15 protein-coding genes and 2 pseudogenes are annotated in these 23,677 nt (G+C 74.2%); 12 read left to right on the top strand and 5 right to left on the bottom strand.

Annotated features, from left to right (window positions below; genetic code table 11):
- The 4 genes and pseudogenes from ACZ7GZ_RS33155 to ACZ7GZ_RS33170 form a co-directional block, all read left to right on the top strand.
- Positions 1-79, top strand: a pseudogene (locus tag ACZ7GZ_RS33155) (transposase); the annotation flags it as partial.
- Between the two features lie 15 nt (positions 80-94).
- Positions 95-238, top strand: a pseudogene (locus ACZ7GZ_RS33160) (Lrp/AsnC family transcriptional regulator); the annotation flags it as partial.
- Between the two features lie 20 nt (positions 239-258).
- Positions 259-954, top strand: coding sequence for an HAD family hydrolase (locus ACZ7GZ_RS33165; protein ID WP_471029909.1), 696 nt, complete (start codon positions 259-261; stop codon positions 952-954).
- Between the two features lie 162 nt (positions 955-1,116).
- A complete protein-coding gene (locus tag ACZ7GZ_RS33170) occupies positions 1,117-2,580 on the top strand; it encodes an MFS transporter (RefSeq protein WP_471029911.1) in 1,464 nt (487 codons plus the stop codon).
- A 195-nt stretch (positions 2,581-2,775) separates the two neighbouring features.
- Here ACZ7GZ_RS33170 and ACZ7GZ_RS33175 read toward each other — a convergent pair whose 3' ends face one another.
- Positions 2,776-3,549 (bottom strand): LysR family substrate-binding domain-containing protein, encoded by a 774-nt coding sequence (locus ACZ7GZ_RS33175; RefSeq protein WP_471029912.1) that lies wholly within the window; start codon positions 3,547-3,549, stop codon positions 2,776-2,778.
- Positions 3,550-3,630: 81 nt separating this feature from the next.
- Here ACZ7GZ_RS33175 and ACZ7GZ_RS33180 point away from each other — a divergent pair, with 81 nt between their 5' ends.
- From ACZ7GZ_RS33180 to ACZ7GZ_RS33205, 6 genes are all read left to right on the top strand, one after another.
- On the top strand, positions 3,631-4,032 hold the full coding sequence (locus tag ACZ7GZ_RS33180) for a DUF5997 family protein (protein ID WP_471029914.1): 402 nt from the start codon (positions 3,631-3,633) through the stop codon (positions 4,030-4,032).
- 140 nt (positions 4,033-4,172) lie between these two features.
- A complete protein-coding gene (locus tag ACZ7GZ_RS33185; RefSeq protein ID WP_471029915.1) occupies positions 4,173-5,027 on the top strand; it encodes a DUF4132 domain-containing protein in 855 nt (284 codons plus the stop codon).
- Entirely contained in the window at positions 5,024-10,030 is a 5,007-nt protein-coding gene (locus tag ACZ7GZ_RS33190; RefSeq protein ID WP_471029916.1) for a hypothetical protein, read from the top strand. The genes ACZ7GZ_RS33185 and ACZ7GZ_RS33190 overlap by 4 nt, the downstream gene beginning before the upstream one ends.
- A 553-nt stretch (positions 10,031-10,583) precedes the next feature.
- Positions 10,584-11,753: an ATP-binding protein gene (locus tag ACZ7GZ_RS33195; protein ID WP_471029919.1), complete on the top strand. Its 1,170-nt coding sequence runs from the start codon at positions 10,584-10,586 to the stop codon at positions 11,751-11,753.
- A 104-nt stretch (positions 11,754-11,857) separates the two neighbouring features.
- Positions 11,858-15,535 carry a vWA domain-containing protein gene (locus tag ACZ7GZ_RS33200; protein ID WP_471029998.1) on the top strand — a complete coding sequence of 1,226 codons (3,678 nt, stop codon included), beginning with the start codon at positions 11,858-11,860 and terminating at the stop codon, positions 15,533-15,535.
- Positions 15,532-17,307: a hypothetical protein gene (locus ACZ7GZ_RS33205; RefSeq protein ID WP_471029922.1), complete on the top strand. Its 1,776-nt coding sequence runs from the start codon at positions 15,532-15,534 to the stop codon at positions 17,305-17,307. The genes ACZ7GZ_RS33200 and ACZ7GZ_RS33205 overlap by 4 nt, the downstream gene beginning before the upstream one ends.
- Positions 17,308-17,519: 212 nt before the next feature.
- Here ACZ7GZ_RS33205 and ACZ7GZ_RS33210 read toward each other — a convergent pair whose 3' ends face one another.
- Together ACZ7GZ_RS33210 and ACZ7GZ_RS33215 are read right to left on the bottom strand one after the other, a co-directional pair.
- Complete coding sequence (locus ACZ7GZ_RS33210; RefSeq protein ID WP_471029923.1) at positions 17,520-18,197, bottom strand: hypothetical protein; 678 nt, start codon at positions 18,195-18,197, stop codon at positions 17,520-17,522.
- Positions 18,198-18,299: 102 nt separating this feature from the next.
- Positions 18,300-18,722: a secondary thiamine-phosphate synthase enzyme YjbQ gene (locus tag ACZ7GZ_RS33215; protein WP_471029925.1), complete on the bottom strand. Its 423-nt coding sequence runs from the start codon at positions 18,720-18,722 to the stop codon at positions 18,300-18,302.
- 368 nt (positions 18,723-19,090) lie between these two features.
- Here ACZ7GZ_RS33215 and ACZ7GZ_RS33220 point away from each other — a divergent pair, with 368 nt between their 5' ends.
- Positions 19,091-20,170, top strand: coding sequence for an NAD(P)-binding domain-containing protein (locus ACZ7GZ_RS33220; protein ID WP_471029927.1), 1,080 nt, complete (start codon positions 19,091-19,093; stop codon positions 20,168-20,170).
- Between the two features lie 12 nt (positions 20,171-20,182).
- Here ACZ7GZ_RS33220 and mltG read toward each other — a convergent pair whose 3' ends face one another.
- Both mltG and ACZ7GZ_RS33230 read right to left on the bottom strand, forming a co-directional pair.
- The gene (mltG, locus tag ACZ7GZ_RS33225) at positions 20,183-21,100 is read right to left on the bottom strand and encodes an endolytic transglycosylase MltG (RefSeq protein WP_471029929.1); all 918 of its coding nucleotides are present in this window, start codon (positions 21,098-21,100) and stop codon (positions 20,183-20,185) included.
- Positions 21,101-21,186: 86 nt separating this feature from the next.
- Positions 21,187-22,995: an ABC transporter ATP-binding protein gene (locus tag ACZ7GZ_RS33230; RefSeq protein WP_471029933.1), complete on the bottom strand. Its 1,809-nt coding sequence runs from the start codon at positions 22,993-22,995 to the stop codon at positions 21,187-21,189.
- A gap of 114 nt (positions 22,996-23,109) precedes the next feature.
- Between ACZ7GZ_RS33230 and ACZ7GZ_RS33235 the strand changes: the two genes are divergently transcribed.
- On the top strand, positions 23,110-23,559 hold the full coding sequence (locus ACZ7GZ_RS33235; RefSeq protein WP_471029935.1) for a MarR family winged helix-turn-helix transcriptional regulator: 450 nt from the start codon (positions 23,110-23,112) through the stop codon (positions 23,557-23,559).
- Positions 23,560-23,677 lie beyond the last annotated feature (118 nt).

The raw sequence follows: 23,677 nt of genomic DNA on the forward strand, positions 1-23,677 counted from the left end.
CCTGCAGTACCGGCCCCACACTCTCGACGGCTTCATAGCGGGCACCGGCCTGACCTTCGACGACCCACCCTCACCCTGACGAGCTGAAGCCAGTAACGCCCATCTGGAGGACGTCATCCAGAAGCTGATCAGCCTGCCGGGCGTCGTGCGCACCCGCACGGAGGTGGCGCTGCGCGAGCGCGTCCCGTACCGGTTGCTGCCCCTGGTGGAGTCGGTGGGCCGGGCGGTCCGCGCCTGACCCTTGGCATGCTGGACCGCATGAGCGACCTCGGCGCCCTCTCGGTCGTCTTCGATCTCGACGGAACGCTGGTGGACAGCGAGCCGAACTACTACGAGGCGAGCCGCCGGACCCTGGCCGAGCACGGCGTCCCTGACTTCACCTGGGCGGACCACGAGACGTACGTCGGCATCAGCACCCGGGAGAGCGTGGCCCTGTGGTGCGAACGCTACGGTCTGCGCGCCGGTGTGGACGACCTGCTGGACGCGACGAACCGGCGCTATCTGGAACTGGCCCGCGCCGGCACGCGCGCGTACCCGGAGATGCGCGAGTTCGTGGAGCTGCTGGCCGACGAGGGCGTTGCCATGGCGGTCGCCTCGGGGTCGTCGCCCGAGGCCATGGACGCGATCCTGGCGGGCACCGGCCTCGACGCGTTTCTGCACACGGTCGTCTCGACCGACGAGGTCCCGCGGGGTAAACCCGCCCCGGACGTCTTGCTGGAGGCGGCCCGGCGGCTCGGCGCGAACCCGGTTGACTGCGTGGTCCTGGAGGACGCGGCGCCGGGCGTGGCCGCCGCCCACGCGGCCGGTATGCGGTGCATCGCGATCCCGTACGTGGCCGCCCAGGCCGACGCACCAGAGTTCGCCACCGCCACCCTGCTGCTGCGCGGCGGCCAGGCGGAGTTCACGGCGCAGTCGGCGTACGCGTGGCTCCGCGCCGCAGCCCCGCCCCACTGATACCGACGCGGCGTGGGCCGAGGCACCCGCCGGAGCACCCTTCCGGAGCAAGGGTGCTCCGCTCGTCCATGTCGGGGCGTGAGGGGAGCGGATCCGGCCGGTGGGGGCGGAACGGGACTTTCCCGCCGTGCGAGGGACCTGGCCGCTGCATAGCGTGATCGCATGACTACAGACCAGGCCGGCCCTGCCCAGGACGACCGACGGTGGAAAGCGCTCGCCGTCTGTCTGACCGCGGCGTTCATGTCCCTGCTGGACACGTCGATCGTGAACGTGGCGCTTCCCTCGGTGGAGCGCGGCCTGCACGCCAGCCCCGCCGACCTGTCCTGGGTGGTGTCCGGTTACGCCCTCACCTTCGGTCTGGTCCTGGTCCCGGCGGGGCGGCTCGGCGACATGCGCGGGCAGCGCCAGACCTTCCTGACCGGGCTCGCCCTGTTCACGCTCGCCTCGGCGGCCTGCGGCCTGTCCTCCGGACCGGCCTGGCTGGTGCTGTTCCGGCTGGTCCAGGGGGCGTCGGCAGGCATGCTCGCGCCGCAGGCCACGGCGCTGATCCAGCACATGTTCCACGGCGCCGAGCGAGCCCGCGCGTTCGGCATGATGGGAGCCACCATCGGCCTCTCCACGGCGGTCGGCCCGCTGGCGGGCGGTCTGCTGATCCACGCGGCCAGCGAGGACGACGGCTGGCGCTCGGTGTTCTACGTCAACCTGCCCATCGGGGTGGCCGTCTTCTGCGCGGCTCTGCGGCTGCTGCCCCGCTCCCCCGCCTCAGCGCGCGGGCGGGAGTGCTTCGACGTGCCGGGCGTCCTGCTCCTCGGCTCGGGTGTGATCGCCCTGATGCTGCCCCTGGTGCAGGAGCAGCAGTGGCACGGGCGGCTGAAGTGGGCCCTGCTCCCGGCCGGCGCCGCGCTGCTGGTCGCGTTCTGGACGTGGGAGCGGCGCCAGCAGCGGCACGGCCGGGCTCCCCTGATCGACCTGCGGCTCTTCGCACTGCGCTCGTTCTCGCTCGGCGCGCTGCTGAGCCTGGTGTACTTCGGTGGCTTCACCACACTGTTCTTCGTCTACACGATCTTCCTGCAGAACGGGATGGGCTACAGCGCGCTGGCGGCGGCACTGTCGTCCATGCCGTTCGCGACGGGCACGGCGGTGGGTGCCGCGGTCGGCGGCCGCCTGGTCGTGCGCTTCGGACGCAGACTGATCATCGCCGGGCTGTGCACCGTGACGGTGGGGATCCTCGGCGTCATCGCGGCCGTGCACTGGGTACCGGGCCGGGGCGTGGCCCTGGCCGCCGCACTCCCCATGCTGCTCGCCGGGATCGGCTCGGGCCTGACCACCTCCCCGAACACCACGCTCACCCTGACCCTCGTGCCCGTGCGGCGGGCCGGGGCGGCCGGCGGGGTGCTGCAGACCGGGCAGCGCATCGGCTCGGCGGCCGGTGTCGCGGTGGTGGGTTCGGTGTTCTTCGCCCACCTGGCCAACCACGGCGACCCGGCCATCGCACTGCAGTACGGCCTGTTCACCTGCGTCGGCATCATCCTGCTGGCCCTCTGCCTGGCCGTCGCCGACCTCCGGGAACGCCAGGCCCGTCCACAGACCGGGCAGACCAGGCAGGCGGCGCGTCAGGAGGCGTAGCGGGGGCGCCCGGGTGCGACTGGGCGCGTTGCGAGGTGGCCGGGGCACGTGACCGCGACGCGCGCCGGAGCGCGCGCCCGTGCGGGCGCCGGTGCGCGCGCCCGTCGCGGCGTCGGCCTGTCGCGCCGCCCTGGTGGCTCGTCGGCCGGCTCCGTTCGCCGGCCCGCGCCCCTTCGTGCGGTGCCGCTCCCGCCCTCACGACCTCCGGCGCGGCTTGCCCCGCTTGGGTGTCTGCCTGGCTCCCGCCGCACGCGCGCGTGGCGTGCGGCCCGTGGACTTCGCCGCCGGCTTCTGCCGGGTGCCACCATGCTCGGCACGCTTCCGCTGCTGCCCGGCCGGTGCGGGGGCCTGAGGCTGCGTACGGCCCCGGGTGCTGTTCACGGTGCGTCCGCGGACGATGCCGATGAAGTCCTCCACCAGGTCGGTGGTGGCCTCCTCGGGCCAGGACAGGGCAACGCTCGACTGGGGGGCGTCGGTGACCGGGCGGTAGGTGACGTCCTTGCGGTGGTACAGGCGGGCCAGGGACTGCGGCACGACCAGGAGGCCGACGTTGGCGGCCACCAGCTCGATCGCCTCCTCTGTCGTCGCGGGACGCTCGAAGGCGGGCTCGCCGGGCGGGCCGTCCCAGTCGAAGACGTCGTCCAGGGGGTGGAAGAGCACTTCCTCGGCGAGGTCGGCGAGGGTCACCTCGTCCACGGCCGTGATCAGGTGGTCCTTGGGGACGACGACCACCGTGGTCTCGGTATAGAGGGGAATCGCGCTGAAGAACGTACGGTCCACGGGGAGCCGTACGAGGCCCGCGTCGGCCTGGCCCGCGCGCAGCGCCTCGGGCGCCTCGGCGGCCGGTACCTGGACGAGGGTGAGCGGGATGTCCGGCAGGCGCTCGCCCCAGACCCTCACCCATTTGGCGGGCGTCACTCCGGGAACGTACGCGAGCCGGAACGACGGTGATTCCTCCGAGCCTGTCACCAGGCCAGGTTACCGGCCGTGGCCGGCTGACCGGCACCGGCCGTGGTCGGCCCTCCGGCACGTGGCCGATACCCTTGACCCATGAGTTCGCAGCAGAGCACCCAGACGATGAAGCCCGCGACCGCGGCGAAGAAGCTGGGTGTGTACCTCCCCGCCACCCCCGCCTCGTTCCAGGAGGGCGTCATCTCGCGCGCCGAGCTGAACGAGCTGCAGGCGAACCCGCCGGAGTGGCTGAGCGAGCTGCGGCGCAACGGCCCCCACCCGCGTCCGGTGGTCGCCGCCAAGCTCGGCGTGTCCATCGCAGGCCTCGCGCGCGGCGGAGTCACCGAGCCGCTGACCACCGAGCAGATCGAGGCACTCAAGCAGGAGCATCCCGAGTGGCTGGAGAAGGAGCGCGCCACGCAGGCCGAGGTCCGCAAGGAGGGCGCGCGGATCAAGCAGCTGCACAAGGAGAAGCAGGAGCGCGCCGCCGGGCGCGACTGACCTTCCCCCTTCTCCTCCCGTTGCTTCCTCCGTTGCTCCAGAACCGTTTTTCCACAACGCCCTCCGGCCTCCGGGGGGCGTTGTCAGTGGCCTGCCCTACAGTTCCCGTCACTTGATCAACGCGGGTGCGGGAGGCACGTATGGGGTGGGTGTCGGCAGGCGGCTACGAAGTCGCCCTCGACGGCGGGAAGGTGGTGTGCCGCAACGCGTCGGGGAGGCGGCTGAAGTCGGTGCCGCCGAAGATCGCCGACGATCCGGCGGTCGTGGGCCTCAAGCAGCTCGTCGAGTGGCTGGAGCGGCACGAACGGCAGTGCCTGGCCGAGGCCGAGCGGTGGATGGTCCGCTCCCTGCCGGTGCCGCTCGCCGTCGTCACGCGTGTGTGGCCCGACCCGGCCTGGCAGGCCGCGCTGCGCGACCTCGTCGTCACCGGCCCGGACGGGCAGGTCGCCGGCTTCCTGCGGGACGCCGATCCCCAGCGTGGCCTGGGCCTGGTCGACCTCGACGGCGACACCGTCCGCATCGCCCCCGACCTGGTACGCATCCCGCACCCGGTCCTCCTCGAAGACCTTGAGGAACTGCGGGAGTTCGCCGTGGAACTGGGCGTCGAGCAGCGCGCGCAGCAGCTCTTCCGCGAGGTCTGGCACCGCCCGGCCGCGCTCGACGCCGAGGCGGCCGAGGTGGAGGAGTACGCGGGCGGCTCGTTCAAGGAGCTGCGCTTCCTGCACGGCCGGGCCACCCAGCTCGGCTACCGCGTGCGTGGCGGGTATGCCGTGTGCCCTGTCCTGGAGGACGGCCGGAGCGTCGAGGCCCGCGTATGGATCGGTGACTACGACGGCTACATGGAGACCGAGACCGGCCCGCTGGTGTGGTCCGACCCCGCCGGAAAGGCGCTGAAGCTCGGTCAGGTCGGGCCGGTGGCCTGGTCGGAGGGCACGCGCATGGCGGCGGCGCTGTACGCGGGACGGGACATCGAGGACGAGGAGCGGGCGGCATGACGTACGACGAGACCACCGCGGCCACGCTGCTGGACGCCGGCGCCGTCCTGCCGCCGGGCAGCACCGCGCGCGAGGACGCCGACAGCCTCACCGTCCGCACCTACACGCACCCCGCCCTGGAGGGCCGGCCCGTGGTCCGGCTGGTGCCGGACACGCTGGGCGAGGCGGAGGACCTGGCGCTGGAGTTCCTGGGCCTCGCCCGTGAGCCCCAGGCGCCGGTCGTCGGGCAGGTGCGCCGGGAGACGCTGGGCTTCCCGGCCTGGGCGCTGGTCAACGACCCGGCCAACGGTCATCACGCGCTCGCCCTGGTCAAGGATGTCGAGCGGCTCGCCCGGCAGGCCAAGTCCCGCCCGGGCACCGCCAAGGAGGGCTTCGAGGAGCTCGGCGAGCGGCTGGGCCGTGCCGTGCCGCACTTCCTGCCGACGTTCTACGAACAGGCCGCGCGGGTCTTCCTGGAACACGAGAACACCACCTACGCCGCCGCGTTCTTCGGCAAGGCCCGTGAGGCCGAGCGGGTGCACGCGCTCACGGTGGACGAGGAGCGGCAGCGCGCGGTGTTCCTTGAGTTCGCCTTCGCGGGTGCGCTGACCGTGAAGGCGCTCAAGGAGCATGTGCGGGACCTCGCCGGGCGGCTCGAAACGGCCGCGGCCTGGGCCCAGTTCCGTCAGCTGACGGTGGAGCGCTGTGCGGCCGGGATGCCGCCGTACGCCTCGCTGCCGCAGGATGCGCGCGGGCTGATCAAGGCGGCCGGCCTGCCCCGGGTCACCGAGGAGTGCGCGCTGGTCGCCGACCTGCTCGCCTCCCCCGCCGCGGTCCGCGCGCCCCGGTCCTTCTGGACCGCCTATCGCTCCGTGCTCGTCGTCCTCGCCGAGGAGCGGCCGCAGATCCGGCTCCGGCTGCTGGAGATCATGCCCGCCGGCCTCGGCCGGGAGGCCGAGGACGAGGAGTTCTGGCTGACGCTGCTCGCGGAGACCGGGGCCGACCGGCTGCTCACGGACGAGTCGGCGGCAGCCGAGCACGGCGCCGATCCGGCGGACTGGCTGACCCGCTGGGCGTCCTTCCGCAAGCACGGCGGCTCCTACTCCCGCCGCTGCCCTGCCACGCTCGCGCTGGTCGAGCGCATGGCTCCGGTGCTGCGGTCGACCGGCCGTCCGGTGGACCTGTGCAGCGGACGCTGGCACGCCGGCGCGGACCTGGATCTGCTGGACCTGTGCGCGGCCGCCCGCGTCCCGCTGTCGCTGCCGGACGACGTCCCCGTGTATCTGCCGCTGCCCGAGTGGCTGGTGGACACCCGCGGCGGCCGGCGCGACCTGGCGGCCGTGACGGCCGACCCGCGCCTGCGGCGTCTGCTGCACCAGGCGGTGGACAAGGTCGGCGCCCACCAGCGCGGCGACGAGCTACTGAAGTCGATGGCCGCGCATCCGGTCCTCCGCGAGGTCCTGCGGGAGTGGCTGGAGGAGGCCACCGGCGACTTCACGCGCGCGGCGGGTCTGCCCGGCGCCCGCGCCGCGCTCGACCGGCTGCGCCCCTTCCGGTTGATCGCCTCCGAGGTCGCCCCGGACGCGGTGGCCCGGGTCGCGGACCGCGAGGTGGCGCCGCTGCTCGGCCGTACGGTTCGGGCCGGCATCCTCGACGAGCTGGGCTGGCCGGCCCTCGACGAGGCGCTGACGCTGCTCGACGGCCACACCCGGAAGGGCGAGGACGACGCGCTGGCCGTTCACGAGGCCTGGCCGGCGCTGATCCTGTGCCGCGGGCGGAAGGCGGTGGTCGTCGGCCCGGAGCGAATCCTGCTCGACCACGACCTGCGCCTGCCCCATGACCTGGACCGCTGGCAGCGCCCCCGCTTCCGGTACGTGGACGGGGAGCTGCTCGTGATGTGGCGGCACGGCAGCAAGCAGTACGGCTACTGGTCGGCCCGGCCCGCCGAGGTGTTCGAGCTCGGCGGCGAGCAGTTGCCCTCCTGGTGGTCCGGCCAGGAGACGGTGGTCCCGTCGATCCCGCTGGCCGGCGGCGGACGGGCCACCGGCGGCCGCACCCTGCACGCCGGCGACACGGACCTGCCGCAGTGCCGCGCGATCATCGGCGACGGCACCGCCCTGTGGCGCCAGGGCAGGCAGGGTCGGCGGACGGTGTGGCTGGAGTACGACCCGGTCACCGGGACGCACGGCCGCGCGTCGCTGCCCGCGCTGCTGCGCTCGGCCGTCCGTGAGGACGCCGAGCTGCTGCCGGGCGTGTGCGAGGTCCTGCCGCTGCAACCCGGCCTGGAGAACAGCCCGTTCGGTACCGACGGTACGGTGCTGGGGCGCTGGGTGCGCACGGAGGGCGAGGGTGCGGAGGAGCGTCGTACGGCCGGGACACCGGACGGGCGGACGGTGTCGGTCGCAGTGGGCCAGGGCGACCGGGCGGCCGTGCCCTTCGGTGCGCTGCGGCTGCCCGGCGGGGCCGAGCCCGTCGTCGTGCAACTGGGCGGCCACAGCGCACGGTTGGGTGGGCACATCGGGCTCTACGCCGGTGACGACACCTCTCCCGCCGGTCTGCTGGCCCGGCTGACGCCGAACGACCGCGGCGGTGAGTACGCCGCAGGCACCCGGCTCGTGCCCCCGCTGCCCCACTGGCACGCACTGCGTCCGCGCGACGCCCAGGGCTCGGCGGTGCTGCGCGCCCTGGCCGACGAGCAGGCCGCGGAGCTGCTGCGGCTCACGGGCGAGGCACTGGCGACCCGTCAGGAAGCGCTGGCTGCGGCGGGATCGGACGAGACGGCCAAGGCCGCCGTGCCGACCGCGGACGCCGTCGCCCTCAAGGCGGTGGAACACGCCCTGCCCGAGCTGACCGACGAGCGGCTGCGTATCGGCGTCGCCGCACTGGTCAGGTCGGCACTGCGCCTCACCGACTCGGCCACCACCTTCGCGACCCCCCCGAAGGAGGGGCCGCGGCAGCCGCGCAACCGGACCGAGGGCATGTTCGCCGACTACAGCCCCGTACACGGCGACGACCGCTCCCTGCACGACGCGGTGTCCGGTGTCGTCGCGCTGCACGGCTGGTGGTACGGCGAGCGGTGGAGCGTGCTCCGTCAGATCCGCGCGGTCAACCACGTGCTGTCCGGCAGGCCCGCCGACGGCAAGCCGCTGCCCGGCCTCGAGCGCCTCGGTGCCCTCACGGACGGCTGGACCAGCGAAGAGCACACCGTCCCGGCGATCGGCATGGTCTGGCCTCCGGTCCTGGGCGTCCTGCGGGCGCTGGCGTACCGGGCCGCCTCGCCCGTCCTGACCGACGCCCAGCGGGAGCCGCTGCTGTTGCTGGCCGAGGCCCTCGCCGAGGGGCCGCTCGTCACGGCCGGCGGCACACTGCGGCAGACGGTGCTGAGCGAACCCCGGGAGAACAAGCAGCCGCAGCGGGACGGACAGGTACTGCGCCGGGCCGGGCGCACGGTGGTGATCCTCGGTCAGCAGGGCGTCGACGTCCAGCGGGAACGCGTCACGTGGCTGGCGCTGGACCACGATCCGTCCGGGGCGTTCGGCGCGGTCGCGCACTTCACGCTGGAGCAGGAGACCCGGTACGCCCCGACGATCTCCGTCGAGGACCTGGCCGCCGTCACCCGTCTCGTCCGCGACAAGGGCGCCGCGCCCTGGCAGCCCTCGGCGCCCGAGGCACTGGTGGCGGCGACCGGCGGCGCGCTGGGCCCGCTGCAGTCCACCGTGCTGCTCGCCGGACAGCCGCAGGAACCGGGGGCCGAGGCGCTCGCCACCCTCGGGCTGAAGCCACGGCAGCGGGAGTTCGGCACCGCGCTGCTGCAGGGGCTGGGCGTGCAGCCGCGGGCAGCGGTCATGGGCGCGCTGCTGCCGGACGAGCCGGCCGCCCTGTGGACAGCGGGACCGGACACACAGGCCGCGGGGCGGGTGTGGACCGACCGGTTCGGCTCGCTGGTGCGCCTGCCGGAGGACCTCAGCGCCGAACTGGCCGGGCTGCGAGCCGGAGGCGCCGAGGACGTGCTCAACCCGTCCCGCACCCCATGGCTGAGCCGCACCACGGTGTTGCGCCCGGACAAGGACGGCAGGCTGATCGCGGACGACCCCCAGGCGATGCCCAGCGGCTACACCCTCGCGGGGGCCGTGGGCGCGCTCTCCGCGCTGGCGTACGTCCTGCCGTACGGCCACCCGTTGCGGACCGCCCTGCCGGAGGGCCTCGCCGCGGTGCGGCGCCGGATGTCCGACCCGGAGCTGCTGCTCGACCTGGACGTCGAGTTCACGGAGAAGGGCGGCTGCACAGCGGTGGAGCTGCGGAAGGTCTACGGACTGCCCGCGACCGGCGGTGCCGACGCGCACGGCACGACCCGGGTCGGAGATGCGCTCGCGCTGCGCCCGGGCTACCGCGACACCGAGACGGTCCTGGTCCGGCCGGCCGGTCTCACCGGGCCCGACGACGCGGTGTTCGGGCTGCTGGACGGCCTGGTGGGTCCGCATCGCGGCCACGGGCTGCGCATGCTGCGCACGCTTCTGGGCGAGGAGCTGGGCCGCACGGTCACGGCCGGCGCCGAGGGCCTGAGGGGGTACGCCCAGGACCCGGCCCTCAGTGTGCCCGCGCTCGTCGCCGAGGTGGCCGCCGCGCACGGGCTGGGCGAGGACGCCGCCGCGCTCTACCTCCAGCTGCTGGCCCTGCCGGATCCGACGGACCGCAACTGTGCCCGCTGGACGGGCTGGAAGCCCACCCGACTGAAGAAGGCCCGCACCGAGCTGGCCGCGACGGACCTGGTGGTGGAGGCCAAGCGGGCACGCGCGGGGCGGGCCCTGTTCCTGCCGTGCGGCTGGCGCGACCTGAAGTCGCCCGCGCTGCCGGTGGAGACCTGGAAGGAGGGTCTTTACCCGAGCGCGGACAACCCGCGCGCGATACCGCTGATCCCGGTGCCGGAGCTGTTCACGCGCGCCTGGGACCGGGTCCGCGCGGGCGACGCCCCGGCGTACGAACAGCTGACCACCCGCACGAACCGGCGAGGGCGGAGCCGATGACGTCCACCGCCCCGGGCTCCGCCCCGACGGCCTCCGCCCCGACGGCCTCCGCCCCGAAGACGCCGACCACGATCACACCGGCGGGGGCGACACAGGCCGGGGTGACACAAGCCGGGGCGACACCGGGGATGACACAAGCCGGGGCGACACCGGCCGGCGTATCGCCGACCCGGATGGCAGCGGCTCGGACGGCGTCGCCCTCCCAGACCGCTGTTCGCCCCGCCCGACCGACCCAAGCGCCCGTCGCCCGGCCGAGCTCTGCCCTTCCCACCCGGCCGAGTTCTGTCCCTACCACCCGGCCGAGTTCTGTCCCTACCGCCCGGCCGACCCCTGCCCGCCACACCCAGCCAACCCCAACCCACGCCGCCACACCAGCCCCTGCCCGCACTGCCCGGTCGACCCCTGCCCGCACTGCCCGGTCGACCCCTGCCCGCACTGCCCGGCCAAGTCCTGCCCGCGCTGCCCGGCGGGGCTCTGTTCGGGCCGCGCTGCCCGGCCCGTTCCGCCCCCTCGCTCCGACCTCCGTCCGCACGCCGTCGAAGGAAGCCCGTCGATGACCACCGCCCTCGCGCCCGACGCGACCCGCCAGATCGTCCCGCCCGAGGACCGGTACGCCATCGAGCTGGCCTTCCTCGCCGCCCATGACTCCGGTCCGCGGCCGCCCGCCTGGCGGCTCACGCCCCGGGCCGTCGTCACGTTCGTCATGGGCAGCGGCGGCCGGGCGCTGCGGCTGCCCGACGACGCGGAGGCGCCGCAGGGCGTACCGCGGCGGCTGGAGATCACCGGCAAGTTCGTCGGCGACCGCGCGCTGGTCGAGCGGTGTGTGGTCACGCTCGCCGGTGAGCGGGGCCTGCTGCTCGTCGGCGAGCCCGGCACCGCCAAGTCCATGCTGTCGGAACTGCTGGCGGCCGCCGTGTGCGGCACCAGCGGCCTGGTCGTGCAGGGCACGGCAGGTACGACCGAGGACCAGCTCAAGTACGGGTGGAACTACGCCCTGCTGCTCGCGCAGGGGCCCAGCCGGCAGGCGCTCGTTCCGTCGCCGGTGCTCACCTCGATGACCCGGGGCGCGATCGCCCGGGTCGAGGAGGTCACCCGCTGTCTGCCCGAAGTGCAGGACGCCCTGGTGTCGTTGCTGTCGGAACGGCGCATCGCCATACCCGAACTGTCCGGAGCCGAGGACGCCTTGGCGCACGCCGCGCCGGGATTCAACCTCATCGCCACCGCCAACCTGCGGGACAAGGGCGTCTCCGAGATGTCGGCCGCGCTCAAGCGCCGCTTCAACTTCGAGACGGTGGGCGCCATTTCGGACCTCGACGCCGAGACGGCACTGGTGCGGGGCCAGGCCCGGGCGTCGGTGGAACGGGCGGGCGCGCCTTTCCAGGTGGACGACGCCGTCCTGGAAGCCCTGGTCACCGTCTTCCGCGATCTGCGCGAGGGCCGGTCGGCGGAGGGCTGGGAGGTGGAGCGGCCGTCCACGGTGATGAGCACGGCGGAGGCGGTGTCCGTGGCGGGCGCGCTGGCGCTGGCCTCGGCGTACTTCCCGGGAGACCGGGACGTCCTCGGACTGCTGCCCGGCCACCTCCTCGGTGTCGTACGCAAGGACGACCCGGCGGACGCGGCGCGGCTGCGCGGCTACTGGGACGGCCCGGTCCGGCGCCGCGCCGAACAGGGCTCGGCCACCTGGCGCACGCTGTGGGACCTGCGCACGGTCCTGGAGGGCTGACGATCGTGTCCTCCGTCTCCGCTGTCTCCGCCCTCGACGCGTCGGCCACGGCCCCTCCCGGTCCCGGCGCGGGTTCCGCGGTTCCGGCCGGCCCCGAGGCCGCCATGGCGGCCCTGACCGACCCGGGGGCGCCGTATCTCATCGGGGTACGGCACCACGCGCCCTCCCTCGCCGCGGCCGTGCCCGAACTTCTGGACGCGGCCCGGCCGGACGTGCTGCTCGTCGAACTCCCGGCCGACATGCAGGACTGGCTGCCCTGGCTCGCCCACGAGGGGACCGTGGCTCCCGTCGCCCTCGCCGCCGCGCCCGGGGACGGGGCCGGGGGCCCGGCCTTCTATCCCTTCGCCGACTTCTCACCGGAGCTGACAGCCGTGCGCTGGGCGGCGCGGCGCGGCGTACCGGTGATCGCGTGCGACCTGCCGCTGGCGGACCGGGCATGGGCGGGAGCGCCGGAGCCGGACGAGAAGGGGACAGGTGCGAAGACGGGAACACCCGGCGGCCCCACCCCCCGGGCGGCCGGGCGGCCCGGGACGCCCGGCGCCTCGACACGCCCGGCGGGCGAGCGGCCCGGCACGGCCGGCGCCCCGGACGTGAAGGCCGGCGGGCATGGCGGGGTTCCTGGCGTGGCCGGGCTCTCCTCGGTGCTGCGTGACCGCCTCACCGGCCGTCCCGGGGACGATCTGTGGGACCGGCTGGTCGAGGCGGTCGCTCCCGGTTCCCCGCCGGAGGCGCTGCGCCGGGCCGCGCTGCTGACGGGGTGGGCGCTGCGCGAGGAGGCCCTGACCGCGGACGGGGTATCGGAGCTGGATCTGCGGCGGGAGCGGTGGATGCGGTCGTGCCTCGCCGCGGCGACGGCGAACGGCGAACGGGCCGCCGTGCTCGTCGGCGCCTTCCACGCCCCGGCGCTCCTGGCACCGGCCGACGGTGACACCCTCACGCCGGCGCGGGCCCACGATCCCAAGAAAGCCCTGGCCGCTGCTGCGACCTGGACGACCTCCCTGATCCCCTACAGCTACGCCCTGCTCGACGAACGCTCCGGCTACCCGGCCGGCATCCGCGACCCGGAGTGGCAGCACCTGGTGCTGGAAGCGGCCGGTGATCCCGCCGCGCTGGAGGACGCGTTGACGCGGGCCGCCGTGCGGGTGTGTGCCGAGTTGCGGGCGCTGGGCCATCCGTCCGGACCCGCCGACGCACGGGAGGTCGCACGCCTGGCCGGTGATCTCGCTCGGCTGCGGGGGCTGCCCGCGGCGGGCCGGGGCGAGCTGGTCGAGGCACTGCAGACGGTGCTCGCGCAGGGGGAGCCGTACGGGCGGGGGCGGGCCGTGGCCCGGGCGATGGAGGAGGTGCTCGTCGGGACCCGTACCGGCCGCCCGGCTCCGGACGCGCCGCGCAGCGGCCTGGCCCCGGCGGTGGAGGCGGAACTCGCCGGACTGGGGCTGCCCGGACCGGCGGACTCGGGCCGGGCAGCCGCGCGCGACCTGCGCCTGGACCCGCTCCGCTCGGAACTGGACCGCCGCCGGGAACTGCTGCTGCGGCGCCTGACCGTGTGCTCGGTCCCGTACGGCGAACCCAGGGCGGTGGCCGGCACGGGCGGTGCCGACGCGCTCACCTCGCGCTGGGAGGTGCGCTGGACACCGGCCACCGCGGCCATGCTGACGGCGGCCGGCGTGCGCGGGGTCACCCCGGCACAGGCCGCCGAGGGGGTACTGCGGGAAGCCCGGCGCAGGGAGCGCGACGAGGGCGGACCGACGGCGGCGCAAGCCCTGCGGGGGCTGGAGCAGGCGGCGGAGTGCGGCCTGCCCGGGCTCGCGGACGAGCGGCTGGCCGACACCGCCGACGTCCTGCCTGCTTCCGGCACGTTGCCCGAACTCCTCGCGGGGCTCGGCCTGTTGGACCGGTTGCGGGCGGGGCACATCGCCGGACTCGGCAGCGAGGGGGATCGTACGGGGCGGGCGGCGGCCGTCGCCGAACTGCTGACCTCCGCCGCGGTGCGCCAGGTCGACGGGCTCACCGGCTCCGAGGACCCGGCCGACGCACACGCTCTGCTGGAACTCGCCCACCGCGCCGACGCGCTGGGCGGGATACGGCTCACCGACGCGCTCGCCCGGCTGGCCGCCGACGGTTCTCCGCTGATGCGGGGCGCCGCCGGGGCCGTACGCGTGCTGCTGGGGCAGGAGGAGCCCCGGGCGTTCGGCGACCGGGTCGCCTCCTGGGTGGACGGCGCCTGCGACGCCGGGTCCCGGTCGGCGCTCACCGCGCGGCTGACCGGTCTGCTGAGCGCGGCCGGGCCGCTGCTGGAGTCGGCGGCACCCGCGCTGCAACCGCTGCTGAACCGGGTTGCGGACTTGTCGGACCGGGACTTCCTCGATCGGCTTCCGGCGCTGCGCGGCGGCTTCGACACGCTCAGCCCGGCCGCCCGCGACCGGCTGCTGACCGTCGTCGAACAGCGCCTGGAAGGGGAGCGTCCGGACGACACCGGCGGCGTCGGTCCTGCGTCCCTCGCCCTTTGGACCCGCGCCGACCTCGCGGCCCGCGAGACCCTGGCCGAACTGGGCCTCCTGCCGCCGCCCCGCCGGCCCACCGGGGCGATCCCTGCGGTGAACGCCGGGGTTCCCGCAACCCCGGAAGTCCCCGCACCAGCCACACCGGCCACCCCCGCCCGCGACACCGACGAGGACCGCCGGCTCGCCCCGGCCGACCGCTGGCGTCTGCTGCTGGGTCGCAGAAGTGCTCAACTCCCCGCTGGCGCCCGGCCCTTGGCGACGGCACTGGACGAGTTGTACGGCAGGGGACGCGGCGAGGGCAGCCGTGGGGATCTCCCGGGTCAGGGGGGCGGGCGTGCGGCGCCGTATCCCGGGGTGCGGGAGTGGTCCGAGGAACTGGCGGCGCTGTTCGGGCCGGGCATCCGGGAGGAGGTGCTGGCGGCGGCTGCCGCGGCCGGCCGCCAGGATGTGTTCCCGGAGCTCGATCCGGACAGCGTGCGGCCCTCCGTCGACCTGCTGCGCTCGGTGCTGCGGCATGCCGGAGGTCTGCCGGAGGCCCGGCTGGCCGCGCTGCGTCCGCTGGTCCGGCGCCTGGTGGACGCGCTGACCCGGGAGTTGGCGACCCGGCTGCGCCCCGCGCTGCACGGTACCGCCCTGCCACGCCCCAGCCGGCGCCCCGGCGGAGGCCTCGACCTGCCCCGCACCCTGCGGGCGAACCTGGCCACGGCCCGCCGTATGCCGGACGGCACGGTCCGGGTCGTACCCGAACGGCCGGTCTTCCGCAGCCGCGCCCGGCGGTCGGCCGACTGGCGGCTGATCCTGGTCACCGACGTGTCGGGGTCCATGGAGGCGTCCACGATCTGGGCGGCGCTCACGGCCTCGGTGCTGGCCGGGGTACCCACGCTGTCCACGCACTTCCTGGCCTTCTCCACCGACGTGATCGATCTGACCGGACACGTCGAGGACCCGCTCTCCCTGCTGCTGGAGGTCAGGGTCGGCGGCGGCACCCACATCGCCGCGGGGCTGCGGCACGCGCGCGAGCTGGTCACCGTGCCCTCGCGCACGCTCGTCGTGGTCGTCAGCGACTTCGAGGAGGGCTACCCGGTCGGCGGACTGCTCGCCGAGGTCCGCGCCCTGGTGGGTGCCGGCTGCCAGGTGCTGGGCTGCGCGAGCCTCGACGACACGGGCCGACCGCGGTATTCGACCGGTGTGGCGGGGCAGTTGGTGTCCGCGGGCATGCCGGTGGCCGCTCTCAGTCCGCTCGAACTCGCCCGCTGGGTAGGGGAGAAGATCGCATGAGCCAGGAGACGAGCCCGGGTCTGCCTCCGGTCGCCCCGTCCGTGACCGCCGAACTCGTCGCGGCACTCTCGCCCCGGCTGCGCAAGCGCCTGGACGCCGGCATCGCCAAGCTCGCGGAGCGGCCGGCCGTCCGCGACGGCGACACCGTGCGCATCGCCGTCGACGACGACACCGCCCTCGAACTGCACGCCCCGGCCGGCACGGTGACCAGCGCGGACGCGATCCGCTGCGGCTGTCTGCTGGCCCCGGACTGCCTGCACCGCGCCGCGGCAGCCTCGGCGGCCCCGATCGCCGAGGACACCAGCGACGAGAAGGAGGGGGTCGGTTCCGGGGGGCACGCGGGCGCCCGGCCGGAGGAGACCGGGCGCGGGGCGGCGGAGACGAAGACGGCCGAGACGGAGGCCGCCGGGATGGAGGAGGCCGGCTCCGGGCAGCGCACCGCCGCCCTCGCGCTCCGCGCCGCCGCGGCCGCCGTGCTCGAAGCCGGTGCGGACGGGGCGGGTGCGGTGCTCCAGGCGGAGCTGTTGCGGGCGGCGCACACGGCGCGGCTCGCGGGCCTGCACCGGGCCGCCGCCTCGGCCGTCTCGGTGGTCACCGCGCTGCGCGCGGCCCGCGCGGCCGACCCGGCCTACCGCCTGGCGGACCTGATCGCCGGCCTTTCCGACGTGCTGTCCGTGGCCCACCGCGTGCCGCACGCCACCGGCGCCGAACTGGCCGCGCTGCGCGGCACCGCGCGGCAGCCGTACCGCCCCGACGGTTCGCTGCGGCTGTACGGCCTGTTCTCCGAACCGGTGCTCACCGCGAGCGGCTACGCCGGTGCCGTCACCTGGACCACCGACGCCGAGGGCCGGCTGTACCAGGTGTCCGATGTCGCTCCGGGCGGTGCCGGGCGCGCGGTGGGCGCGGCCGACCGGGCGGTCCGGCTCGGGGACACGGCCCTGACCCACCGGGAACTGTCCCGTGCCGGCCTCGCGGTGTCGGGGGCCACGGTCTCCCCCACCGGGCGGCTCGGGGCGGGCGCCGGTGTGCGGGCGGTCGGGGCGTCCGGTGCCGGCTGGCGCGAGGAGCCGTTGGACCGGCTCTGGGCCGTCCCCGTGGCCGAGCAGCTCACCCGCGCGCTGAACGGCGGCCACGACCTGCTGTTCCTGGAGGTCACCCTGCTCGGCACGGCGACGGAGGCGGCGGGCGACTGTCTGCTCGCCGGATGCGACGGCGCCGTGCTGCGGCTGACGGCCGCCCATGACCATCCCGCGCTTCCGCACCGGGACAACCTGCGTCTGCTGGCCGCCGCCCGGGGGACCGGCCTCCGGGTCGTGGCCCGGCTGACCCCCGCCCCGCATCCCCGTGCCCAGCTCCTCGCGACCGAGCATCCGGCGCGGTCCGGCACCCGGGTCGACGTGGGCCTGGACCGGCTCCAGCGCGCGGACCTGCCCTCGGCACCCGCGTCCCCGGTGCGGGCGGCGCCGCATGCCGAGGAGGCCCCGGTCCACCTGCTGCGCCGCCGCGTCCACCAGGCGGTCTCGGGGGGCCGGCGCGTGCTGTCCTTCCCCAGCGACACGGCCACCGACGCCCGGCGGCTGAACCGGTCCGGGCTGGCGACCGCGGGCGGTCTGCTGGAGGAGCTGCACGCGGCGGCAGCGGAGCGCTCCCGGGATGTGTTCGGCCGTCTGCTGCCCGCGGACCCGGACCGCTTCGCCCACGCGTGGCTGGCGGCGGCCCGCTACACGGAGGAGGTGGACCGCGCGCTCTGCCTCGCGGCCTGGTCGGGGTGACCGGGGCACCGTGCTGCGGCGCCGGCGCCTCGGTCCGGTGCCGTCGCCCGGGCGCCCCTGAGCGTGGGCGGGCTCCGCGTGATTCGTTACGGTGGAGCGGACCGTGCTGCCGGGTCCGCTCGGGATCAGCGGCCGGACCTGGGCGGGCAGGGTGACGTTGTCGATGAGGACGAGGATGCGCCGGTCCCGGGAGTGGGCCGTGTACTGCCGGGTCAGCTCCGCCAGCGTCGCCGGAACGTGCTCGTCGCTGCCCAGCAGGGCCTGCAGGATCCCGGTGAGGGCCTGGGAGACGTCGGCGCCCATCGCGGCGCCGACGCGGACTCGTCGCGCAGGGCGGCGTAGTCGACGTAGAACAGGCCGTCGGGGAAGCGGTCGCGTTCCTTGTCCGCCCAGCGGCAGGCGATCGCGGTCTTGCCGACGCCGGGCAGCCCGGCGAGGCCCACCCGGCCGGGCTCGCCGCACACGGCGTCGAGCCGGTCCAGCTCGGCGACACGGTTGCTGAACGTGCCGGTGAGGGCCGGGAGGTGGTCGGGCTGGGTGCCGGGCGCGGAGGAGCCGGTCGAGCGGACGTCGAAGGCGATGTCGTACGACGTTCCCGGCAGCACCTCGGCCAGCAGCCGGCGCAGTTCCTCGGCCGCGTGGGGGTCGTCCTCGAGGACGCGGAGCAGGCGCCGTTCCCAGTCGGCTGCGACACGGCCTGCCGTGCCCTCCTCGTCACCGCTCAGCCGGGCCGCCTCCAACTCCTCGCGAGCGGCGTCGAGTTCGTCGTCCGCTCCGCGCCGCCCGAGCCAGCGGGCGACCCGCCGCCGCACATGCTTCATCTGCACCCAGGCGTCCGCGACCACCAGCCCGACCAGGGCGGTGGCCCCCTGTGCGGCGAGCGTCCCCAACTCGGCTTACACCAAGCCCCCTTACGTCGTCCAACGGCACCGGGACGGGCGGAACCCTCGGTAGAAGGGTCTTCGCCGAATTCCCAGTCGGCGCCGCCGGAGTCAGCCGAGGAAGCTCAGCCGCACGTTGCGCTCGGGGTTGTCGCGGTTGGTGTCCACCAGGCACACCGACTGCCAGGTGCCCAGTTCCAGGCGGCCGGCGACGACCGGAAGGGTCGCGTAGGGCGGGACCATGGCCGGGAGGACGTGGTCGCGGCCGTGGCCGGGGCTGCCGTGACGGTGCTGCCAGCGGTCGTCGGCGGGGAGCAGGGTGTGCAGGGCGGCGAGGAGGTCGTCGTCGCTCCCGGCGCCGGTCTCGATGACGGCGATCCCGGCGGTGGCGTGCGGGACGAAGATGTTGAGCAGACCGTCGCGGCCGGCCGCCGCCTCCCGCAGAAAGTCCTCGCAGTCGGCGGTGAGGTCGACGACGCGTTCCCGGGATCCGGTGGAGACGTTCAGCATTCGGGTGGTGAAGGCATCTGACATGCCCCCATCCTGACCCATACGCTGTGTTTCACACTCTGCGGCGCGGTCGCTCGCCGAGACGAGGAGTCCATGGCTCGAGACACCGTTGCGGGCTCACCTTCCAGGTCGGCGGCGCCGCGACCCGGGTGGAGTTGCTCTGCTTCACGGAGGCCAGGGCAGAAGGAAGGTGGACTTCGGCGACTTCGTGGACACGCGGTTCAACGACAAGCTGCCGCCGTCGACGACACCGGCCCCGAGCTGAGAACCGAGGGGCTGGGGGCTGAGGGACTGGAGGCCGAGAGGCTGAGGAGAAGGACGCCCCGCCTGCTTCCCGGAATCCCGCCCCGGCTCCCGGGAAGATCCGCACCGGGACCCCTGTTAGTAGAAGCGTGAACGAATCTCGTGAGGTCGAGGTCGTCGTCATCGGCGCCGGCCAGGCCGGGCTGTCCAGCGCCTATCACCTGCGGCGCACCGGCTTCGAGCCGGACCGCGACTTCGTGGTCCTCGACCACTCCCCCGCGCCGGGCGGCGCCTGGCAGTTCCGGTGGCCCTCGCTGACCTACGGCAAGGTGCACGGGATGCACGCCCTGCCCGGCATGGAGCTCACGGACGCCGACCCCGCGCGGCCCTCGGCGGAGGTGATCGGTGGGTACTTCGACCGGTACGAGCGCACCTTCGGCCTGCGGGTGCGACGGCCCGTCGACGTACGGGCCGTCCGGGAGGGAGACGGCGGGCGGCTGCTCGTGGAGACCTCGGACGGCACCTGGTCCACGCGCGCCCTGATCAACGCGACCGGCACCTGGGACCGCCCGTTCTGGCCGCGCTATCCCGGTCAGGAGACCTTCCACGGACGGCAGTTGCACACCGCGCGGTACGCCGGACCCGAGGAGTTCGCCGGGCAGCGGGTCGTGGTCGTCGGCGGCGGCGCCTCGGGCACCCAGCACCTGCTGGAGCTGGCCCCGTACGCGGCCGCGACCACCTGGGTCACCCGGCGGCCTCCGGTGTTCCGTGAGGGCCCCTTCGACCAGGAGACAGGCCGGGCGGCCGTCGCGCTGGTGGAGGAACGGGTACGCCAGGGTCTGCCGCCGCGCAGTGTCGTCTCGGTCACCGGACTGCCTCTCAACGACGCCGTTCGGCAGGGGCTCACGGACGGGGTTCTGGACCGGCAGCCGATGTTCGACCGGATCACCCCGGACGGCGTGGCGTGGGACGACGGACGGCGCGTCGACGCCGATGTGATCCTGTGGGCGACCGGGTTCCGCGCCGCACTGGACCATCTCCGTCCACTGCGGCTGCGCGAGCCGGGCGGCGGCATCCGGGTCGCGGGCACCCGGGCGGTGGCCGATCCACGCGTCCACCTCGTCGGCTACGGCCCCTCCGCCAGCACCATCGGCGCCAACCGGGCGGGCCGCGCGGCCGTCCGGGACATCGGGCGGCTGCTGGCCGGGGAACAGCCGGTCGCCGCGTGACCTCCCGCCGGCTCAGCGGACCGAAGGCTGCGAGGAGATCCCGGACCCGCCCGGAATCTGCCCCGGGCTCTGCCCCTGTCCCTGCGCCTGCCCCTGTCCCACGGCCTGGTGCACGGCGTTGAATTCCGCCACGTTGCGCACGTGCGTCGGGTAGTCGGAGGTGAAGCGGGTGTCCCCCGGCTTGACCGTGACGAAGTACAGCCAGTCGCCCGGTGTCGGGTTGAGCGCGGCGCGCATCGCCTCCTCGCCGGGGTTGTCGATCGGTGTGGGCGGCAGCCCCATGCGCTGGTAGGAGTTGTACGGGCTGTCGATGCGCGTGTCGTCCTGGCTGGTGTGAACGGTGCTGCGGTTCATCGCGTAGTTGATCGTCGAGTCCATCTGCAGCGGCATCCCACGTTCCAGCCGGTTCAGGACGACCCGGGCGACCTTCCCCATGTCCGCCTGCGTCGCGGCCTCCGCCTGGACGATGCTGGCGATGGTGACCGCCTGGTAGACGTTCATCGCGTTGCGCTGCGCCCCGGCCGCGACCGGCGCCGCGTTGAACTCGCTGTCGGCGGTGGCAACCATGGAACGCAGCAGCGACTCGGGGGTCGTTCCCTTCTCGATGCGATACGTCGCCGGAAAGAGATAGCCCTCCGGGTTGCCCTGGGCTTCGCCGGGCAGTTGGAGGCCGGCCTTCCCGAGGGACTTTCGCGTGCTGCCAGCAGGCAGCTTGAGGGCCTTGTCGATCGCGTCGTACACCTGGCTGGCGCGCCAGCCCTCCGGGACGACCAGCGCGGTGGGCGGTGGCGGCTCCCCCGGGCCGCTGTCCAGCGTCAGCAGCGGCACCGCCACGGCGGTGCCGACCACGACGGCGCCGGCCGCGAGGAGGACGAGCCTGCCCCGGCGTGTCAGTCGCATCGTGCCCCGTGGCGGAATCTTCGTCTGCATGCGGGCACGGTAATACGTATATCGCCCTAAACCCGGCACATACTCAGTTGTCGGTCACAGCGTCAGCTTGTCGGTTCCGGCCTCGCTCAGCGCGTGGGTTCGAGTTGGGCGTCCCGGCGCACCAGGGCGGCGTACCTTCCGTCCCGTTCCAGCAGTTCCTCGTGACTGCCGCGTTCAGCGACCCGACCGGTGTCGAGGACCACGATCTGGTCGGCGCCGCGGATCGTGGACAGGCGGTGGGCGATGGTGATCGTCGTCCGGTCGGCCGACAGGGCGTCGATCGCCTCTTGGACGGCGGCCTCGGTACGGGTGTCGAGCGCGCTGGTCGCCTCGTCGAGGATGAGGACCGGCGGATCGCGCAGGATGGTGCGGGCTATCGCGAGGCGCTGCTTCTCACCGCCGGAGAAGCGGTGGCCGCGTTCGCCGACGACCGTGTCGTAGCCGTCGGGCAGCGCGGCTATGTGGTCGTGGATCTGCGCCGCTCTGGCCGCCGCGCGCAGTTCCTCGTCGGTGGCGTCCGGCTTGGCGAAGCGGAGGTTGTCGGCGACCGAGGCGTGGAAGAGGTAGGTCTCCTGCGAGACGACACCGACCGCGCGGGCGAGGGTGTCGAAGTCGAGGTCCCGGACGTCGACGCCGTCCAGGGTGACACGACCGCCCGTGACGTCGTAGAGACGGGGCACCAGATAGCCGAGCGTCGACTTGCCGGCCCCGGTCGGACCGACGACGGCGAGGCTGCCGCCCGCGGGCACCGTGACGTCGATGCCGTCGAGGACGGGGCGGGTCCTGTCGTCGTGGTCGTAGCGGAACTCGACGCGCTCGAAGCGGACTTCGCCCTTGACCTCGTCGAGACGGACGGGCCGCTCGCGCTCGGTGATGTCGACGGGCAGGTCCAGGTACTCGAAGATGCGCTGGAAGAGGGCGAGGGAGGTCTGGATCTGGACACCGGTCGCGAGCAGGCTCACGGCCGGGCGGAACAGCCCCTGCTGGAGCGAGACGAAGGCGACGATGGTGCCGAGCGAGACCTTCGGGCCGCCGAGCTGAAGGGCGAGACCTGCGGTCCAGTAGATGACGGCGGGCATCGCGGCCATGACGATCGTGATCACGGCCATGCGCCAGCGGCCGGCCATGTTGGACCGCACCTCCAGGTCGACCAGGCGCTCGGACTCCTCGGCGAAGGACGCTGTCAGTGAGTCGGAGCGGCCCATGGTGCGGCCGAGGAGGATGCCGCTGACCGAGAGCGACTCGGTGACGGTGGCCGCCATCGCGGCCATCTGCTTCTGCCGCTGCGTGGTGATCTTCTTGCGTTCGTTGCCGACGCGGCGGCTTATCCATACGAACACCGGCAGCAGGAGCAGCGAGACGATCGTGAGCCGCCAGTCGAGGGCGGCCATCGCGACGATCGTGGCGACGACGCTGGTGGCGTTGGAGACCAGGGAGGTGGCGGTGGAGGTGACGGTGGCCTGCATGCCGCCGATGTCGTTGGCGATCCGGGACTGCACCTCGCCGGTGCGCGTGCGCGTGAAGAAGGCGAGCGACATCCGCTGCAGGCGGCCGTAGACGGCGGTGCGCAGGTCGTGCATGACGCGCTGGCCGACGGTGGTCGAGATCAGCGTCTGCAGCACGCCGAAGACGCTGGAGAGGACCGCGCTGAGGATCATGCCGAGCGCGAGCAGGCTGAGGAGACCGGTGCGACCCTGGGGGATCGCGACGTCCAGGGTCTCCTTGAGCAGGAACGGCGTGGCCACCGAGACCAGGGAGGAGGCGCCGACCAGCAGGCCGACGACCGCCAGCCGGCCGCGGTAGGGACGGAAGAGCTTCAGGATGCGGCGCACCTGCCGGGGCTGTTCCTTGGCGTCGGCAGGTGGGGTCCAGGACGTTTCACGGTCGGGATGCATGGGCTCCTACGGAGGTGAACGAGCGCCGGCCAGGGGTCGGCCGACGATGACTGACGGATCGTAGCTCATTGTTACCTATACTCACAATGAACGGCATCCTGATATTGTTCCCGCATGACCATCCCCGACCCCGACGGCCTGCTCGCCGAGCAGTTGCTGCGGCTGACCCGCCGGGTGCACCGCATCCAGAAACGCCATCTGGAACGGCACGACCTGGGCATCACCCCGGCCCAGTCCCGGCTGCTGCGCACTCTCGCGCACTACGCGTCACCTCCCCGCATGGCCGACCTGGCCGAGCGCCTGGAGGTGGTGCCGCGTGCGGTGACGACGCTGGTCGACGGGCTGGAGGCGAGTGGGAGGGTACGGCGGGCGCCGGATCCGGCGAACCGGCGGGTGACGCGGATCGAGCTGACGGACGAGGGGCGTACGACCCTGCGCGAGCTGCGCGGCGCGCGCCGCTCGGCGGCCGAGGAGATCCTCGCTCCGCTGACGGAGAAGGAACGCCAGGTGCTGGGTGTCCTGCTGGACACCCTGATCGAGGGGGACGGCGGCACACGCTGCTGAGCCCGCCGGTCGACGCGGGGAGCCGTGGGCGGGGTCGGCACCAGGTCCCCCGCCGCGTGGTGCCGGTTTCCCGCGCCGGGGCCAAGAAAGGGCCATCCCCCCCTCTGCGTTTCCTCCC

Source organism: Streptomyces sp. NPDC037288 (assembly GCF_055603265.1).

What these genes read in the sequence shown, in the direction of transcription:
- ACZ7GZ_RS33165 (WP_471029909.1), top strand. Translation starts at nt 259, where the DNA reads ATGAGCGACCTCGGCGCCCTCTCGGTCGTCTTCGATCTCGACGGAACG.
- ACZ7GZ_RS33170 (WP_471029911.1), top strand. Translation starts at nt 1,117, where the DNA reads ATGACTACAGACCAGGCCGGCCCTGCCCAGGACGACCGACGGTGGAAA.
- ACZ7GZ_RS33180 (WP_471029914.1), top strand. Translation starts at nt 3,631, where the DNA reads ATGAGTTCGCAGCAGAGCACCCAGACGATGAAGCCCGCGACCGCGGCG.
- ACZ7GZ_RS33185 (WP_471029915.1), top strand. Translation starts at nt 4,173, where the DNA reads ATGGGGTGGGTGTCGGCAGGCGGCTACGAAGTCGCCCTCGACGGCGGG.
- ACZ7GZ_RS33190 (WP_471029916.1), top strand. Translation starts at nt 5,024, where the DNA reads ATGACGTACGACGAGACCACCGCGGCCACGCTGCTGGACGCCGGCGCC.
- ACZ7GZ_RS33195 (WP_471029919.1), top strand. Translation starts at nt 10,584, where the DNA reads ATGACCACCGCCCTCGCGCCCGACGCGACCCGCCAGATCGTCCCGCCC.
- ACZ7GZ_RS33200 (WP_471029998.1), top strand. Translation starts at nt 11,858, where the DNA reads ATGGCGGCCCTGACCGACCCGGGGGCGCCGTATCTCATCGGGGTACGG.
- ACZ7GZ_RS33205 (WP_471029922.1), top strand. Translation starts at nt 15,532, where the DNA reads ATGAGCCAGGAGACGAGCCCGGGTCTGCCTCCGGTCGCCCCGTCCGTG.
- ACZ7GZ_RS33215 (WP_471029925.1), bottom strand. Translation starts at nt 18,722, where the DNA reads ATGTCAGATGCCTTCACCACCCGAATGCTGAACGTCTCCACCGGATCC.
- mltG (WP_471029929.1), bottom strand. Translation starts at nt 21,100, where the DNA reads ATGCAGACGAAGATTCCGCCACGGGGCACGATGCGACTGACACGCCGG.
- ACZ7GZ_RS33230 (WP_471029933.1), bottom strand. Translation starts at nt 22,995, where the DNA reads ATGCATCCCGACCGTGAAACGTCCTGGACCCCACCTGCCGACGCCAAG.
- ACZ7GZ_RS33235 (WP_471029935.1), top strand. Translation starts at nt 23,110, where the DNA reads ATGACCATCCCCGACCCCGACGGCCTGCTCGCCGAGCAGTTGCTGCGG.